We start from the raw sequence: 12,885 nt of genomic DNA on the forward strand, positions 1-12,885 counted from the left end.
CACGCTTTAGCCCAATCCGCAGGCCTGGCGACAGCTGGCCACTAATCAAGGTCAAAACCCTATGAACCCGCGGCGCCGAGTATTTCGTTCGCTTTCCCTCCTGCTCGCGAGCCTCGCCTTACTCACCGGCTGCACGTTCTTCGTCGCCACGGCGAGGATCGACAGCCTCACGCTGGAGGTCGCGCCCCAGGCCAACAACGGCGTGCCGTTGGCCGTCGACTTCGTTGCAGTGCGCGATCCCGCGCTTCTCCAACGGCTTTCGCAGATCAGTGCCAGGCAATGGTTCGCCGAGCGCGAGCACTATCGCCGCGAGGCAGGCCAGTTGCTCGAGGTATGGAGCTTGGAGCTGGTGCCTGGACAGTTCATGGAATCGTCGGCCCCTCCACTGGCAGGCAGCAAGGCGGCGGAGCTGCTGGTCTTCGCCAGCTACGACAGTCCCGGTGCGCATCGCCTGCGGCTGGCGATGCACAGCCGCGTGTGGCTCAGGTTCGAGAGCAGGGAAATGCGTCTCCTCGACGAGTAGCCTGGATGGCCACCCTGCGCGCTAGATCTTCACGCAGGCGAAGATGGCGTTGCCGGAGTTCTGGTCCCAGGGGACGATCCTGTCGTAGTCGTGCTCGAACACATGGACGTCGAAATAGGGCCGCAGGATGGCCTGCAGCTCCTCGAATCCCACGGCGACCATGGGGTGTTCGTCGTGCCATACCTGGGTTTGCCCGGCGGTGGTTTTCTCGATACTGAGCCTGAGCGACTGCCGCTCGCCCTCACCGCGGTAGTTCCAGCCTGAGCTGAACCTGAACAGGCTGTCGTCCTGCCTGGCCGCATGGGTAACGAACAGGTCGCTGTCGATCCTGTTCTTGTCGACCCCGTTGAAGCAGAAGATGCCACCGGCCTTCAGGGCACGATGGACGCTGCCGACGCAGGCCTTGAGCTTCTCGATTCCAGCGCTGTAGTGGATGGAGTAGAGGAAACAGGTGATCAGGTCCAGCGGCTCGCTCACGCTGAAGTCGCACATGTCCTGCAAGGAAAACTGCGCCTGCGGACAACGCAGCGCGGCGCGCTCCAGCATCGGCAGATTGATGTCGAGCCCGCCGCTCCGGTAGCCGAAGTCGAGGAAATGGCGAACGTGCGGCCCGGTGCCGCAGGCCAGGTCCAGGTGCGTCCTGCCGCCGCCACCGAATATCTGGTGCAGCCGGTGAATACAGTGGCTTTGTGCCTGATAGTCGATGTCGGCACACATCAGGTCGTAATAGCCGGATAGGTCGGTATACAGGGCGTTGGCGGACATGGTGACCTGATGCTTTGGCGGGGGAAATTTTCGGTGGCGCATCCTACACCAGCCGCCGGCACGGCCGCCTGAATACCGGATTGGCGGACAAGGCCTGGCGCTGTTCCGCCCTGCGCCTGCGCGCATATGGGACTGGTGGACGATCCACGCCATGGACGGCACGACTCGCGGTGATCGCGCTCAGGTTGCTCGCGTGATGCCCCGGCGCGGACTTTCCATGGGGGGGCAGGCGCAGCAACGCCGTCGCCCGGATATCCCCGGCGGAACCGGTTTCGCCGTTCTCCACCCGGCGCGGCGGAGGTCCGATCTTGCGTGCCCGCCTCCCCCCGCGAGCTACATTTGCTGTACGTCCTTGCCGCCGAGGCAGCGGATGCCCGAGCAAACAGCCATTTAGACGGGGGTGAGCATGCCAGTTGAGAGTGCGTTTTACCGATGGCTGCGCCGTCACCTGCTGATGAGTTTCCTGCTGATGACGGCGAGCTTCCTGGCGTTTGGCTACTTCACCATCGACCTGGTGAGCCTTATCGGCAGCAATGCCGCCTTTATCGTCCGCCATGGCTGGCTGGCGCTGATGAGCGGCGGCCTGCTCCAGCTGGGCGAACTGACGCTGATCGCGCTGCTGGCCATGGCCTGCTACCTGCTCTTTCGGTTGTGTGAACAAGCCGTGCTGCAACGGCTGTCTGGCCGCGCTCGCACGATGGAGCGCGAGTAGCCACAGGCCGTCGGTGGAAAAGGCTGTGCCGCGTTCCACCCTGGAAATGACCGCTCAGCGCGTGCCGAACAGTGCCGTCCAGTAGATGCCCGCGTCGCTCTGGGGATCGACCGCGTAGGCCGCACCCAGGTCGCGGAACTGCGGGTTCATCAGCGTGGCACAGTGGCCGGGGCTGGCCAGCCAGCCGTCGACCACCTTGCGCGGGCTGTCCAACCCGGCGGCTATGTTCTCGCCGACCAGCCGGGCGTTGTAGCCGGCCAGTTCCGCCCGGTCTCCCGGGGTGCGGCCGTCGCGGCCGCGGTGGGCGAAGAAGTTGCCGTTGGCCATGGCCCGGCTGTGGACCTCGGCCGCCGCGCCCAGTTCGGCGTTCCAGCTCAGCGGCGGCGCGGCGGCGAAGGCCTGGCCGCCGCACTGGCGCGCCTGCCCGCGGGCGGCGTTTAGCTGCTCGAGCAACTGCTGCCCCTCCGCCTGCCAGTCAGCCAGCTGCGCCGACAGCAAAGGCCGCGCCAGCACGATGCGCCAGTCGCGCCCCGCCTGGCTCACGCCGATATCGACGAACTGCGGGTCCAGCAGCACCTGGCAGTAGTGGCTCTGCAACGCCGCCATGGCCGCCGCCGCATCGCGCGGGCCGGACAGGCTGATCGCCTGTGCGCTGACCATGGGATAGCCGGTGCGCCCCAGCGCCTGCTGCAGCTCCGCGCCGCCGGCGGCGGGCAGGACCAGGCGCGAATCGTCCGCCAGCGGCGGCAATACCTCGAATGCCTGGCCGGCACAACGCTGCACCTGAGCGCGATAGGCATTGATCGACTCGACCAGCCGCGCCTCCTCGGCCGCAAGGGCGGCGACGGCGCTGAGCAGCCCCAGCGACAACGCGGCGAAACGCACAATGGACGACGTGACACGCATGAGCAGCTCCCTTGACCTGACTGCGATCATCATGCGCGATTTCGCGCATTTGCGCTCCAGGTTGCCCCTCGATGATGGGCGCCCGGCAGCAGACGGCGGCCACTCGGAGTCCAGCGCCTGCATCAACGTGCAGGCGGCCTTTACGCGCACACGTCGACGATACGCCGCCGCTCTCCACCCTGGAGGCTGATGCACGGCATCGATCCACCGGCGGACCAGGGAACCTTCGCGCCATTGCCGGTACTAACCCCCACCATTCCTCCACTGTCGGGATTCCCTGCCATGCGCCCCCTCGTCCGCCTGTTTCTGCTGAGCACCGCCGCCCTGTCGTTGTCCGCCTGTTTCAGCGACGTCACGCCCATCGATCAGGCCGGCCTATGCACCTACAACACCGACCCGCAGGCGCAACGCTGCACGCCTGGGCAGATGGCCTGGTTCCGCCCGGAACAGGGCCAGCCGATCAGCGAGCAGATGGCCCTGAGCGTGGCGGCGGCCTACTGCGACTTCAACCACCAGGTGATGCACAACAAGGCCGGCGTGCTCTGCGTGTTCACCGACCAGCGCCTGGATACGGTCAAATAGCGGCTCGTCTCGCCCGCTCCACCGTCCTGCCGCCCGGGCGCGTCGTGCGGCTGGCGCGGGCGACAGCTGACGCGAGACGGCCCGCTCATCCCTGAGCTGAGCCAGGCGCCGTCGATTCAGTTTCGCGCCGAAAGCCGTTAGGCTGCAGGGCTACACGGCAGAACCAGGTTCCCCCCATGCACGACACACCCCTGCAAGATTTGGCCGCACCGGAAGGTGTCTGTTACGGCTGCGGCAGCCGTAATCCCCATGGCCTGCACGTCAAGAGCCACTGGCATGCAGATGGCGTGCATGTAGTGGCCGAGTACCGCCCGGACGACAAGTACTGCGGCTGGCCGGGCCTGGTCTACGGCGGGCTGATCGCCATGCTGGTGGACTGCCATTCGAACTGGGCGGCCATGGCCTACCACTACCGCGCGGAACAACGCGAAGCCGGCAGCCTGCCGCGGATCGACTGCGTCACCGGCAACCTCGGCATCAAGTACATCAAGCCGACCCCGATGGGCGTGCCCCTGACCCTGCGCGCCCGGGTCGACGGCGAGGTCGGGCGCAAGACGCGGGTGATCTGCGAGGTGTATGCCGAGGACGTGCTCACCGCCATCGGCGATTCGACCTTCGTACGCGTCGACACCGAGCAGCTGCGCGCCGCGGCCCACGCTCGCGAAGCCTAGTTCTCGGCCGCTGGGCTCGACGGCACGGGGCGCTAGATGGCTGGCTTGGGCCGGGAAGAGCCGCGCGCGGCGCCCGAGCGCCGCTGCTTTGGCCGTTACCCTTCTGCCACAGGTGGCGTATCGTGGCAGCTACAGCCCACTGTGCAGAGGTGGTTATGTTCAAGGTGAGCCGCAACGGCGAGAACCGCATCGATGTCGACTTTGCCGGCAAGCTCGACAGCGCCGACATGCAGATGGCACTCAACCAGCTGATCGAGCATTCCGAGGGTATCCGTCACGGCCGGATACTCTATCGCGTCAGCGAGTTCGAGTTCCCCACCCTCGGCGCCATCGCCATCGAGCTGTCACGCTTGCCCGAGCTGTTCCGCTTCGTTCGCCAGTTCGACCGCATCGCCGTGGTCGCCGACAAGGAATGGCTGAGAAAGGCCAGCGAGATCGAAGGCGCGCTGATTCCCGGCCTGACGATCAAGGCGTTCGACCCAACCGAGAAGGCCGCAGCCGAGACCTGGCTTCTGGAATAGCTGCGGTTGCACGGGCCGGCCGCCCTTCGCGACTAACCCAGCTGATCGACCATCACCGCATTGGTGTACACCAGGGTGCCGTCGCTCTGGCGGTGCCCTACCAGATGGAACTGGCCGCGCTGGCCGGCACTCAGGTAGACACGCAGCTGGCAGTCGGCCAGCGGGCCGCACTCCTCCGGGGTGACCAGCTCCATGGTGCTCATGTCGACGTCGATGAACACCTCCTTCTCGTCGGTCTGCTGCAGCCGTTCCTCGGCCTGCTCCAGACGCAAGTGGTCCGACTCGTTGACGCGGAAATGGAACTGCCCCATTGGGGTGGACTTCTTGTCGCTGGCCGGTTTGTGCCAGCCGTCGATGGTCAGGGTATTCATGCGGTCACCTCCTGATGTGGGCGCCTGGGCACCTCGCGCCTTCCTGAGCAATTCTAGCCAACAAGTCTGCAGGTGCCGCTTCCTCATGCGGCTGCGGGCCGGGCGCCGGCATTTGATTGAGCGGACTATTGCGGTAGGCTTTGCAGCTTCATTGAAAGGAGTATCCCCCATGGCCCGCGCCACTGCCCGTCACATCCTGGTTGCCACCGAAGACAAGTGCAATGAACTGAAAGCCGCCATCGAAGGCGGTGCCGACTTCGCCCAGATCGCCAAAGACAACTCCACCTGCCCGTCCGGCCGCAATGGCGGCGACCTCGGCTCGTTCGGCCCGGGCCAGATGGTCAAGGAATTCGACACCGTGGTATTCAGCGCCCCGCTGAATGTCGTGCAAGGCCCGGTAAAGACCCAGTTCGGTTACCACCTGCTGGAAGTCACCAGCCGCCAGGACTGATCCTGATCGCCCCCGCTCCGCACAGGGCTGCGGGGGCGCTTGTCATCCCCTTCCCCCTCGGTCCCACGCGGAGCAGCCGCGCAAGGCCGGCGACTCTCCAGCAGCCCCCTCAGGCCAGGCGCAAGCGCCCATACAGCCAGCCGCCCCAGACGTTGATCAGCAGCCCAAGCATCACCAGCAGCGCCCCGAGCAGCTGCAGCGCGCCGAAGCGCTCGCCCAGCAGCAGTGCCGAAGAACTCAGCCCGATCACCGGCACCAGTAGCGAGAACGGCGCCACCTGGCTGGCCAGGTAGCGCGACAGCAGCCGGCTCCACAGGCCGTAGCCGAGAATGGTCGCGCCGAAGGCCAGGTAGATCAGCACCAGGATCGAATCCAGGCTGATATCGCGCAGTGCGGCCGCCATCGCCTCTGGCCCCTCCAGCATCCAGGACAGCGCCAGGAACGGCAGCGGCGGCACCAGGCTGCCCCAGACCACCAGCCCCACCAGGTTCACCTTGCCGACCTTGCGCGTGACGATATTGCCCAGCGCCCACATCGAGGCGGCGCCTATGGTCAGCACGAAACCGGCGAGGGTCATGCTGAAATCGTTCTGCAAGGCGATCAGCAACAGGCCGCCGGCCGCCACCAGCAGGCCGACCACGTTGCTCGCGCGCAGGCGCTCGCCGAGCAGCAGCACGGCGAAGAACAGGGTAAAGAACGCCTGGGACTGCAACACCACCGAGGCCAGGCCGGCCGGCATGCCCACCGACATGGCCGAGAACAGGAAGGCGAACTGGCCGAGGGAGATGGTCAGGCCATAGGCCAGCAGCCAGCGCAGCGGCAGCTGCGGCCGCTTGACCAGGAGAATCGCCGGAAAGGCCGCCAGCATGAAGCGCAGCGCCCCCAACAGCATGGGCGGCATGTCGTGCAGGCCGACCTTGATCACCACGAAATTCAGGCCCCAGACGATGATCACGACCAGCGCCAACAACAGATCCTTGGGTGACATAGCGCTTTCTCATGACGGGCAAGGCGTCATTAGACCAGCCACGCTGGCGCCTGCCTATTTACAGTGACGGGGCAATCGAGGCGCACAGTGGCGGCATCCGAGCTACGCAGCGCTCGCGCGAGCCGCATGGCTTGCCGGCGCTACTTCACCAGCAGCACCGGCACCTGCACCTCATGGATCACCCGCGTGGCCACCGAGCCCAGCAGCAGGCCGGTGAAGGTGCCCAGGCCGCGTGTACCCATCACCACCGTGTCGCACTCCAGGCGCTTGACCGCGAGATTGACCTGCTCGGCCACGTTGCCGAGCGCCACATGCCGCTCACATTGGATGCCCGCGGCCTTGAGCTGGGCCGCCGGCCATTCGAGCTTCCCGCCAGCCTCGGCCAGCTGCGTTTCGCGCATGTTGGCGATCATCTCGTCGTTGACATATTCACCGTACAGCATCACTTCATGCTGGACGTTGAGCAGGTGCACCTCCAGGGTGGCGTCATGAATGCGCGCGAAGTCGATCACGTACTGCAGGGCACGTTTCGCGCTGTCGGAACCATCGAATGCAACCAGTACCTTGCGCATGGCGAATCTCCTCTGCCGTCATACTGAAAGCATAGATAGGCCTGGGCAGGCTGATGGAGCGCTATGTCTGCCTGGCCACCGGACCGCTGGCGCGGACGGCGGCATCAGCCCTCAGGCGGGCGAGGCCAGATAGGGCTCCAGCATGGCGAGCATGTCCTCGCTCAGCTCATCGATATGCCGGGCAGGAACATCGCGCTGGGCGAAGGCGCGCAGGCCGATCAGCTGCGCCTGCAGCAGGCGGGCCAGGCGCTGGCAATCGACCTCCGGGCGCAGCTCGCCGGCTTGCTGGGCGAGCCGCAGGAGTTCGGCGAAACGGACCTCGACGCCCTGCAGGATGAGATTGACCTGTTGCTGCAACGCCGGCTCCTGGTCGTTCACCTCGAGCAGGGTTTTGACCAGCATGCAGGCACGGGCCGGCGGCGGCTCCGCGGCCAGGCAGAGCCGGGCGACCGCCCGCAGGTAACTCTGCAACCCGGCAACAAGCGTCGGCTGGTCCGCCAGATGAGCGGCCAGCTCCTCGGCCATCTGCCGCGAATACTCATCCAGGGCCTCGCCGAACAGCCCGCTCTTGCTGCCGAAGGTGGCATACAGGCTGCCCGGGCGCATATCCAGCGCCTCCTCGATCTGCTTCATCGAAGTGGCGAAGTAGCCGCGCTGCCAGAACAGCAGCACGGCCTTGTCCAGGGCGGTTTGCCTGTCGTAGCGGGAGGTTCTCGGCATGCGCTGTGACCGTTCGGGAAAATGGCGAGTATATCCTCGCCGTCGCGGTTGTTGAGCAACTGCTCAAAATAAACTTGAGCGATCACTCAATTACCGCTAGGGTTGAATGCGTTTCTGAACGATCACTCAAGATAAAGAGGACAGCCCGATGAGCGACTTCACCCTTCACGACCAAGCTTCCGCCCCCGAGCAATCCAAACCGCTGCTGGAGAAATCCATGAAGGCGTTCGGCATGATTCCCAACCTGCATGCGGTGATGGCCGAGGCACCGGGCGTGCTGGAGGCCTATCAGCAGCTCCACGACCTGTTTCTGCACAGCAGTTTCGATGCCGACGAGCAGACCGTGGTCTGGCAGACCATCAACGTCGAACACGCCTGCCACTACTGCGTGCCCGCGCACACCGCAATCGCCAAGTCGATGAAGGTCTCCGACACCATCGTCGAGGCGCTGCGCAACGAAACGGCGCTGCCCAGCGACAAGCTCGAGGCCCTGCGCACCTTCACCCTGGCCATGCTGCGCCAGCGCGGCGTGGTCAGCCAGGCCGAACTGCAGGCCTTCTACGATGCTGGCTACAGCCGCCGGCACGCGCTCGACGTGGTGCTCGGTCTGAGCCAGAAGGTGATGAGCAACTACATCAACCACCTTGCCCAGACGCCGGTGGATGAGCCGTTCAAGGCGTTTGCCTGGAGCAAGTCCGAGTAGGGCGGATTCTCGAGGCCGCTGGCCGTTTGGCTACTTCACCAGCACCACCGGCACGTCCACCTCATGAATCACCCGGGTGGCCACCGACCCCAGCAGCATGCCGGTCACGGTACCCAGGCCACGGGTGCCCATGACCACGGTGTCGCACTGCAACTGCTTGACCGCATCGTTCACCTGCTCGGCCACGTTGCCCAGCGCCGTGTGGGATTTGTGGGCGATGCCGGCCTCCTCCAGCTGGTCGGCCGGCCACTCCAGGGCCTGGGCGGCGGCCGCCAGCAGCGACTGCTGCAGCTGCTCGACGAACTCGCTGGTGACGTACTCGCCGTACAGCAGGGGCTCATGCTGCACGTTGATCAAATGCACCTGCAGCTTGGCCTGGTGAAAGCGGACGAAGTCGATGACGTACTGCACGGCGCGTTTCGAGCTGTCGGAACCATCGAATGCCAGCAATATCGTGCGCATCACGGCTCTCCTCTAAGTCCCCAAGGCAAGCATAGACCAGCGGCTCTCCGCCCCGGCCGACAGCCCAAGGGACGGGCGCCGCGCGCCAGGCTCCCGGGCATGGCATCATGCCCCTCAACGCCGCCGCGCAGGCCCACGGAGTGGCCATGAGCAAGCACAGCCTCAGCCATAACATCTACGCCAAGCTGGTCAACGAGGAAGATGCGCGGGTCTGCACCGACATCCACGAGCAGGCCTGCCGCGATGTGCCGGGCAATTTCCTGCTGATGATCCTCAGCCACTTCTTCACCAAGCTGGGCGACGCCCTGGCCAACCCGAAGGTGGTGTTGCCCTGGGTGATGGAGACCCTGCAGGCGCCGCTCTACCTGATCGGCTTTCTGGTGCCGATCCGCGAATCCGGCTCGCTGATCCCCCAGCTGTTCATCGCCAGCTATATCCGCGCGGTGGCCGTGCGAAAATGGGTCTGGATCGCCGGCAGCCTGGTCCAGGCCGCGGCCATCGGCGGCATCGGCCTGGTGGCCTGGACCCTGCACGGCACGGCGGCCGGCTGGGCGATCATCGGCCTGCTGGTGCTGTTCAGCCTGGCCCGCGGCTTGAGCTCGGTGGCCTCGAAGGACGTGCTCGGCAAGACCATCCCCAAGACCCGCCGCGGCCAGGTCAACGGCTGGTCGGCCAGCACCGCCGGCCTGGTCACCGTCGGCCTGGCCCTGCTGTTGCTGCTCGGCGCCAGCGAGCGGCTGCCACCCCAGGCCTACGCTCTGCTGCTGGCCGGCGCCGGCCTGCTGTGGCTGATCGCCGCGGCGATCTACGCGCGCATCAATGAGTTGCCCGGGGAGACCGAGGGCGGCGGCAATGCCGTGGTCGCGGCCCTCAAGCGCCTGGACATCCTGCGCAGCGACCCGCCGTTCCGGCGCTTCGTCATCACCCGCGCGCTGCTGCTATGTTCGGCCCTGACCGCGCCCTACTACGTGGTGCTGGCCCAGCAGAAGCTCGGCTCGGCCGCCGCCACGCTGGGACTGTTCATGCTTGCCAGCGGCGCCGCGAGCCTGGTCTCGGCGCCGCTCTGGGGGCGCTTCGCCGACCTCTCCAGCCGCCGGGTGATGATCCTCGCCGCCGTGCTGACCGCCAGCCTGGGCCTGGTCGTCTACCTGCTCGACAGCCTGCAACCGGGCTGGCTGGCCATCGGCTGGCTGCTGCCGGCCCTGTACTTCGGCCTGAGCATCGCCCACCAGGGCGTGCGCATCGGCCGCAAGACCTACGTGGTCGACCTGGCGCAGGGCAATCGGCGCACCGATTATGTGGCGGTGGGCAATACCCTGATCGGCCTCGTCCTGTTGCTGCTGGGCTTTGCCGGTGCCCTAGGCTCGGTGCTGGCGGTCAGCCAGATCATCCTCCTGCTGTCGCTGCTCGGCGCGCTGGGCGCGGCGATGGCCGCCACACTGCCGGAGGCCGAATGAGCCACAACGGCACCAGAGGCGGCCACAAGCGACGCGCCCAACGGTGCATTTGAGGGGGTGCCAGCAAGCGGCAGACCGACTAAAATCCGCGGCTGACCTGCGCCTGCCTGCCGGCGGCCGGCCACGCCACTCACCTGGCCGCCCGCCTCTGCCGCAGTCACGCGACTCATCCGACCGCACAGACCGAGAGGACATCCATGGGCGCTCAGTGGAAAGCCAAACCTAAAGAAGCCGCCGCCAACGCCAGAGGCAAGATCTTCGGCCGGCTGGTGAAGGAAATCATGATCGCCGCGCGCAACGGCGCCGACCCGGACATGAACCCCAAGCTGCGCCTGGCCGTGCATCAGGCCAAGAAAGCCTCGATGCCCAAGGACACCCTGGAGCGGGCGATCAAGAAGGGCGCGGGCCTGACCGGCGAGACCGTCAACTTCGAGCGCACCACCTACGAAGGCTTCGCCCCGCACCAGGTTCCGGTGATCGTCGAGTGCCTGACCGACAACGTCAACCGCACCGTCGCCGAGATCCGCGTGCTGTTCCGCAAGGGCCAGCTCGGCGCCTCCGGCTCGGTGACCTGGGACTTCGACCACGTCGGCCTGATCGAAGCCTCCAGCGACAGCGGCGCCGATCCGGAACTGGCGGCGATCGAAGCCGGCGCCCAGGATTTCGACCTCGCCGATGAAGACAACACCCTGTTCATCACCGAGCCGACCGACCTCGACGCCGTCAGCCGCGCCCTGCCGGAGCAAGGTTTCACGGTCAACTCGGCCAAGCTGGGCTACCGGCCGAAGAACCCGGTCACCAGCCTGACGCCCGAGCAGCTGGAAGAAGTCGAGGCCTTCCTCGAGGCCATCGACGGCCATGACGACGTGCAGAACGTCTACGTAGGTCTCTCGGGCTAAGCCCGAGCCGTTGCCGGCGCCGCGGCCCTAAGGCTGCGCGGCGTCGGCGATGATCTCCTCGGCCCAGCTCAGGGCCGCGATCACGGTCGGGAAACCTATGGTACTGGTGAGCGCCAGCAAGGCATGGCGCACCTGTTCCGCACTCGCCCCCGCCTCCAGGGCCCGCCGGGCATGGCTGTGCACCGCCCCCTCGGAGCGAATCGCCGCGGCCGCGCCGAGCTGCACCAACTGCACCTGACGCTCGTCCAACGGCCCGACATCGCGCACCGCCACGCCCAGCGCCTCCACCGCCGCGAAATAGTCCGGATGCTGCTTCTTGAACCGACCGTAGGTGTCGAGTTTCTTGTGCCGTTCCATGTGGGTCTCCCGAAGATTGGCGCTCGGCGCCTGCTAGAAGGGTCTACTTCAGGGTAGTCGGCCAGCGCCGCTCACGACGGCGCAGCGCTGGATGGCCCAGCACGAGGCCAACCCTGGGCATCGGTCACAGTAACGAGCGGGATAAACGGCTATAGTGGGCGGCTTCCGCGCCGGAAGGCAGGAAACGCACACAAGGACGTCGTTCACACAGGAGATTCACCGTGCACAAGCTCTTCACCCTGGGCGCCTGCCTGCTGCTGGGCGCCTGCGCCGGTCCCCAGCAGGGGACTCAGCAAGCCGACCACAGCGCCCTCCCCACCAGCACCCTGGCGGCCGTGCATGATGCCGCGGCGATTCCCCTGCCGGTGAATCCCGCCCTGCTGCCGGCGCCGCGTGGCAACGGCAGCGAGCAACCGCGTCTGGCGCTCGGCCGTTCGCTGGCCGACTACCGGGTCTTCGCCCTGCAACTGAAGCAGGGTGAGCGCTACCGGCTCAACGTCAGCTCGCTGTGCGACGACGCCTGCCTGGAGCTGAACGAGCTGGCCCTGACACCTCACGCGCTGCTGCTCGATGCCAACGGTGCGGTGATCGCCAGCCAGAAATCGCGCGCGCTGAGCGGCGTCGGCCCGCAGAGCCTCGGCTGGGATGGCGAGGCGCCGGAAGATGGCACCTACTATCTGCTGGTGGCGGCGAATGACGCGAACAGCGGCAGAACCCTGGTGATCGACGACGTATGGGTCAACAATTCGCCGCTGATGGCCGTGGACACCGGCCTGCACCGGGGCTCCTTCGACCCGCGCGGCGCGGTTGCCTCGCCCTCGCTGGACTGATGCTGCACGGCTGCTGGCCACCCCGGACAACCAGCAGCCGATAGCCACTATCGAGGCGAATGATTTCAGCTTCGCCCCACCGCCCAGTAGCCTGTGCGCCTGCCGTTACCGCAGCCACCCACAGGTACTCCGATGCAACGCCCCATTGCCCTCATCCTCGCCGGCCTCAGCCTGGCGCTTGCCGGCTGCAGCTCCGCGCCACCAGCCGAGCGCCCTTACAGCGACGCCGAGATCAGGCAGTTTTCCCTCGAACTGCTGAGCCGCAGCGGCCTGCCCTACGAAGACTACGAACGGGTTCGTCGCGCCCTGCTCAAGCCCGGGCAGCCTCAGTCCAATGCCGGGCCGGACCTCGACGCGCAGCCAGCAGCGGAACCACGGCGCAGCTGACGCCGACC

At 66.4% G+C, this 12,885-nt stretch carries 19 protein-coding genes; 11 read left to right on the forward strand and 8 right to left on the reverse strand.

Going from position 1 to position 12,885, the window contains the following annotated elements; all coding sequences use genetic code 11:
* Window positions 1–61: 61 nt before the first annotated feature.
* On the forward strand, window positions 62–523 hold the full coding sequence (locus ACSX1D_RS14315) for a type VI secretion protein (protein ID WP_439859133.1): 462 nt from the start codon (window positions 62–64) through the stop codon (window positions 521–523).
* Between the two features lie 21 nt (window positions 524–544).
* Here ACSX1D_RS14315 and ACSX1D_RS14320 read toward each other — a convergent pair whose 3' ends face one another.
* Window positions 545–1,288 carry a class I SAM-dependent DNA methyltransferase gene (locus ACSX1D_RS14320; RefSeq protein WP_439859134.1) on the reverse strand — a complete coding sequence of 248 codons (744 nt, stop codon included), beginning with the start codon at window positions 1,286–1,288 and terminating at the stop codon, window positions 545–547.
* 406 nt (window positions 1,289–1,694) lie between these two features.
* Here ACSX1D_RS14320 and ACSX1D_RS14325 point away from each other — a divergent pair, with 406 nt between their 5' ends.
* Window positions 1,695–2,000: a hypothetical protein gene (locus tag ACSX1D_RS14325; RefSeq protein WP_439859135.1), complete on the forward strand. Its 306-nt coding sequence runs from the start codon at window positions 1,695–1,697 to the stop codon at window positions 1,998–2,000.
* 54 nt (window positions 2,001–2,054) lie between these two features.
* On the opposite strand, the gene ACSX1D_RS14330 is transcribed toward ACSX1D_RS14325, so the two are convergent.
* Window positions 2,055–2,906 (reverse strand): CAP domain-containing protein, encoded by an 852-nt coding sequence (locus ACSX1D_RS14330; protein WP_439859136.1) that lies wholly within the window; start codon window positions 2,904–2,906, stop codon window positions 2,055–2,057.
* Between the two features lie 282 nt (window positions 2,907–3,188).
* Here ACSX1D_RS14330 and ACSX1D_RS14335 point away from each other — a divergent pair, with 282 nt between their 5' ends.
* The 3 genes from ACSX1D_RS14335 to ACSX1D_RS14345 all read left to right on the forward strand — a co-directional run bounded on the left by ACSX1D_RS14335 (window position 3,189) and on the right by ACSX1D_RS14345 (window position 4,680).
* Window positions 3,189–3,488, forward strand: a complete 300-nt coding sequence (locus tag ACSX1D_RS14335; RefSeq protein ID WP_439859137.1) for a hypothetical protein — start codon at window positions 3,189–3,191, stop codon at window positions 3,486–3,488.
* Between the two features lie 176 nt (window positions 3,489–3,664).
* Window positions 3,665–4,159 (forward strand): PaaI family thioesterase, encoded by a 495-nt coding sequence (locus ACSX1D_RS14340; RefSeq protein WP_439859138.1) that lies wholly within the window; start codon window positions 3,665–3,667, stop codon window positions 4,157–4,159.
* A 155-nt stretch (window positions 4,160–4,314) separates the two neighbouring features.
* Window positions 4,315–4,680 carry an STAS/SEC14 domain-containing protein gene (locus ACSX1D_RS14345; protein ID WP_439859139.1) on the forward strand — a complete coding sequence of 122 codons (366 nt, stop codon included), beginning with the start codon at window positions 4,315–4,317 and terminating at the stop codon, window positions 4,678–4,680.
* A gap of 32 nt (window positions 4,681–4,712) precedes the next feature.
* Here the strand turns inward: ACSX1D_RS14345 and ACSX1D_RS14350 are convergent, their stop codons facing one another.
* Window positions 4,713–5,051, reverse strand: coding sequence for a hypothetical protein (locus tag ACSX1D_RS14350; RefSeq protein ID WP_439859140.1), 339 nt, complete (start codon window positions 5,049–5,051; stop codon window positions 4,713–4,715).
* 169 nt (window positions 5,052–5,220) lie between these two features.
* Here ACSX1D_RS14350 and ACSX1D_RS14355 point away from each other — a divergent pair, with 169 nt between their 5' ends.
* Window positions 5,221–5,502 carry a peptidylprolyl isomerase gene (locus ACSX1D_RS14355; RefSeq protein ID WP_439859141.1) on the forward strand — a complete coding sequence of 94 codons (282 nt, stop codon included), beginning with the start codon at window positions 5,221–5,223 and terminating at the stop codon, window positions 5,500–5,502.
* Window positions 5,503–5,611: 109 nt separating this feature from the next.
* Here ACSX1D_RS14355 and ACSX1D_RS14360 read toward each other — a convergent pair whose 3' ends face one another.
* From ACSX1D_RS14360 to ACSX1D_RS14370, 3 genes are all read right to left on the reverse strand, one after another.
* On the reverse strand, window positions 5,612–6,490 hold the full coding sequence (locus tag ACSX1D_RS14360; protein ID WP_439859142.1) for an EamA family transporter: 879 nt from the start codon (window positions 6,488–6,490) through the stop codon (window positions 5,612–5,614).
* A gap of 140 nt (window positions 6,491–6,630) precedes the next feature.
* Complete coding sequence (locus ACSX1D_RS14365; RefSeq protein WP_439859143.1) at window positions 6,631–7,062, reverse strand: universal stress protein; 432 nt, start codon at window positions 7,060–7,062, stop codon at window positions 6,631–6,633.
* A 111-nt stretch (window positions 7,063–7,173) separates the two neighbouring features.
* Window positions 7,174–7,782, reverse strand: a complete 609-nt coding sequence (locus ACSX1D_RS14370; RefSeq protein WP_439859144.1) for a TetR/AcrR family transcriptional regulator — start codon at window positions 7,780–7,782, stop codon at window positions 7,174–7,176.
* A gap of 148 nt (window positions 7,783–7,930) precedes the next feature.
* Between ACSX1D_RS14370 and ACSX1D_RS14375 the strand changes: the two genes are divergently transcribed.
* Window positions 7,931–8,485, forward strand: coding sequence for a carboxymuconolactone decarboxylase family protein (locus ACSX1D_RS14375; protein WP_439859145.1), 555 nt, complete (start codon window positions 7,931–7,933; stop codon window positions 8,483–8,485).
* Between the two features lie 30 nt (window positions 8,486–8,515).
* Here ACSX1D_RS14375 and ACSX1D_RS14380 read toward each other — a convergent pair whose 3' ends face one another.
* Window positions 8,516–8,947 carry a universal stress protein gene (locus ACSX1D_RS14380; RefSeq protein WP_439859146.1) on the reverse strand — a complete coding sequence of 144 codons (432 nt, stop codon included), beginning with the start codon at window positions 8,945–8,947 and terminating at the stop codon, window positions 8,516–8,518.
* A 146-nt stretch (window positions 8,948–9,093) separates the two neighbouring features.
* Here ACSX1D_RS14380 and ACSX1D_RS14385 point away from each other — a divergent pair, with 146 nt between their 5' ends.
* A complete protein-coding gene (locus tag ACSX1D_RS14385) occupies window positions 9,094–10,404 on the forward strand; it encodes an MFS transporter (RefSeq protein ID WP_439859147.1) in 1,311 nt (436 codons plus the stop codon).
* Window positions 10,405–10,601: 197 nt separating this feature from the next.
* Entirely contained in the window at window positions 10,602–11,303 is a 702-nt protein-coding gene (locus tag ACSX1D_RS14390; protein WP_439859148.1) for a YebC/PmpR family DNA-binding transcriptional regulator, read from the forward strand.
* Window positions 11,304–11,330: 27 nt separating this feature from the next.
* Here ACSX1D_RS14390 and ACSX1D_RS14395 read toward each other — a convergent pair whose 3' ends face one another.
* Window positions 11,331–11,660 carry a carboxymuconolactone decarboxylase family protein gene (locus ACSX1D_RS14395; RefSeq protein ID WP_439859149.1) on the reverse strand — a complete coding sequence of 110 codons (330 nt, stop codon included), beginning with the start codon at window positions 11,658–11,660 and terminating at the stop codon, window positions 11,331–11,333.
* Window positions 11,661–11,881: 221 nt separating this feature from the next.
* On the opposite strand from ACSX1D_RS14395, the gene ACSX1D_RS14400 reads away from it, so the two are divergent.
* Both ACSX1D_RS14400 and ACSX1D_RS14405 read left to right on the forward strand, forming a co-directional pair.
* Window positions 11,882–12,490, forward strand: coding sequence for a hypothetical protein (locus ACSX1D_RS14400; protein WP_439859150.1), 609 nt, complete (start codon window positions 11,882–11,884; stop codon window positions 12,488–12,490).
* 132 nt (window positions 12,491–12,622) lie between these two features.
* On the forward strand, window positions 12,623–12,877 hold the full coding sequence (locus ACSX1D_RS14405) for a hypothetical protein (protein ID WP_439859151.1): 255 nt from the start codon (window positions 12,623–12,625) through the stop codon (window positions 12,875–12,877).
* The last annotated feature ends 8 nt before the right edge of the window (window positions 12,878–12,885 follow it).

The organism is Pseudomonas sp. MBLB4136 (genome assembly GCF_051904765.1).
GTDB lineage: Bacteria > Pseudomonadota > Gammaproteobacteria > Pseudomonadales > Pseudomonadaceae > Aquipseudomonas.

Bases quoted from the DNA above. Each gene is read 5' to 3' on its own strand.
- ACSX1D_RS14315 (WP_439859133.1), top strand. From the start codon at position 62: ATGAACCCGCGGCGCCGAGTATTTCGTTCGCTTTCCCTCCTGCTCGCG.
- ACSX1D_RS14320 (WP_439859134.1), bottom strand. From the start codon at position 1,288: ATGTCCGCCAACGCCCTGTATACCGACCTATCCGGCTATTACGACCTG.
- ACSX1D_RS14325 (WP_439859135.1), top strand. From the start codon at position 1,695: ATGCCAGTTGAGAGTGCGTTTTACCGATGGCTGCGCCGTCACCTGCTG.
- ACSX1D_RS14330 (WP_439859136.1), bottom strand. From the start codon at position 2,906: ATGCGTGTCACGTCGTCCATTGTGCGTTTCGCCGCGTTGTCGCTGGGG.
- ACSX1D_RS14335 (WP_439859137.1), top strand. From the start codon at position 3,189: ATGCGCCCCCTCGTCCGCCTGTTTCTGCTGAGCACCGCCGCCCTGTCG.
- ACSX1D_RS14340 (WP_439859138.1), top strand. From the start codon at position 3,665: ATGCACGACACACCCCTGCAAGATTTGGCCGCACCGGAAGGTGTCTGT.
- ACSX1D_RS14345 (WP_439859139.1), top strand. From the start codon at position 4,315: ATGTTCAAGGTGAGCCGCAACGGCGAGAACCGCATCGATGTCGACTTT.
- ACSX1D_RS14350 (WP_439859140.1), bottom strand. From the start codon at position 5,051: ATGAATACCCTGACCATCGACGGCTGGCACAAACCGGCCAGCGACAAG.
- ACSX1D_RS14355 (WP_439859141.1), top strand. From the start codon at position 5,221: ATGGCCCGCGCCACTGCCCGTCACATCCTGGTTGCCACCGAAGACAAG.
- ACSX1D_RS14360 (WP_439859142.1), bottom strand. From the start codon at position 6,490: ATGTCACCCAAGGATCTGTTGTTGGCGCTGGTCGTGATCATCGTCTGG.
- ACSX1D_RS14365 (WP_439859143.1), bottom strand. From the start codon at position 7,062: ATGCGCAAGGTACTGGTTGCATTCGATGGTTCCGACAGCGCGAAACGT.
- ACSX1D_RS14370 (WP_439859144.1), bottom strand. From the start codon at position 7,782: ATGCCGAGAACCTCCCGCTACGACAGGCAAACCGCCCTGGACAAGGCC.
- ACSX1D_RS14375 (WP_439859145.1), top strand. From the start codon at position 7,931: ATGAGCGACTTCACCCTTCACGACCAAGCTTCCGCCCCCGAGCAATCC.
- ACSX1D_RS14380 (WP_439859146.1), bottom strand. From the start codon at position 8,947: ATGCGCACGATATTGCTGGCATTCGATGGTTCCGACAGCTCGAAACGC.
- ACSX1D_RS14385 (WP_439859147.1), top strand. From the start codon at position 9,094: ATGAGCAAGCACAGCCTCAGCCATAACATCTACGCCAAGCTGGTCAAC.
- ACSX1D_RS14390 (WP_439859148.1), top strand. From the start codon at position 10,602: ATGGGCGCTCAGTGGAAAGCCAAACCTAAAGAAGCCGCCGCCAACGCC.
- ACSX1D_RS14395 (WP_439859149.1), bottom strand. From the start codon at position 11,660: ATGGAACGGCACAAGAAACTCGACACCTACGGTCGGTTCAAGAAGCAG.
- ACSX1D_RS14405 (WP_439859151.1), top strand. From the start codon at position 12,623: ATGCAACGCCCCATTGCCCTCATCCTCGCCGGCCTCAGCCTGGCGCTT.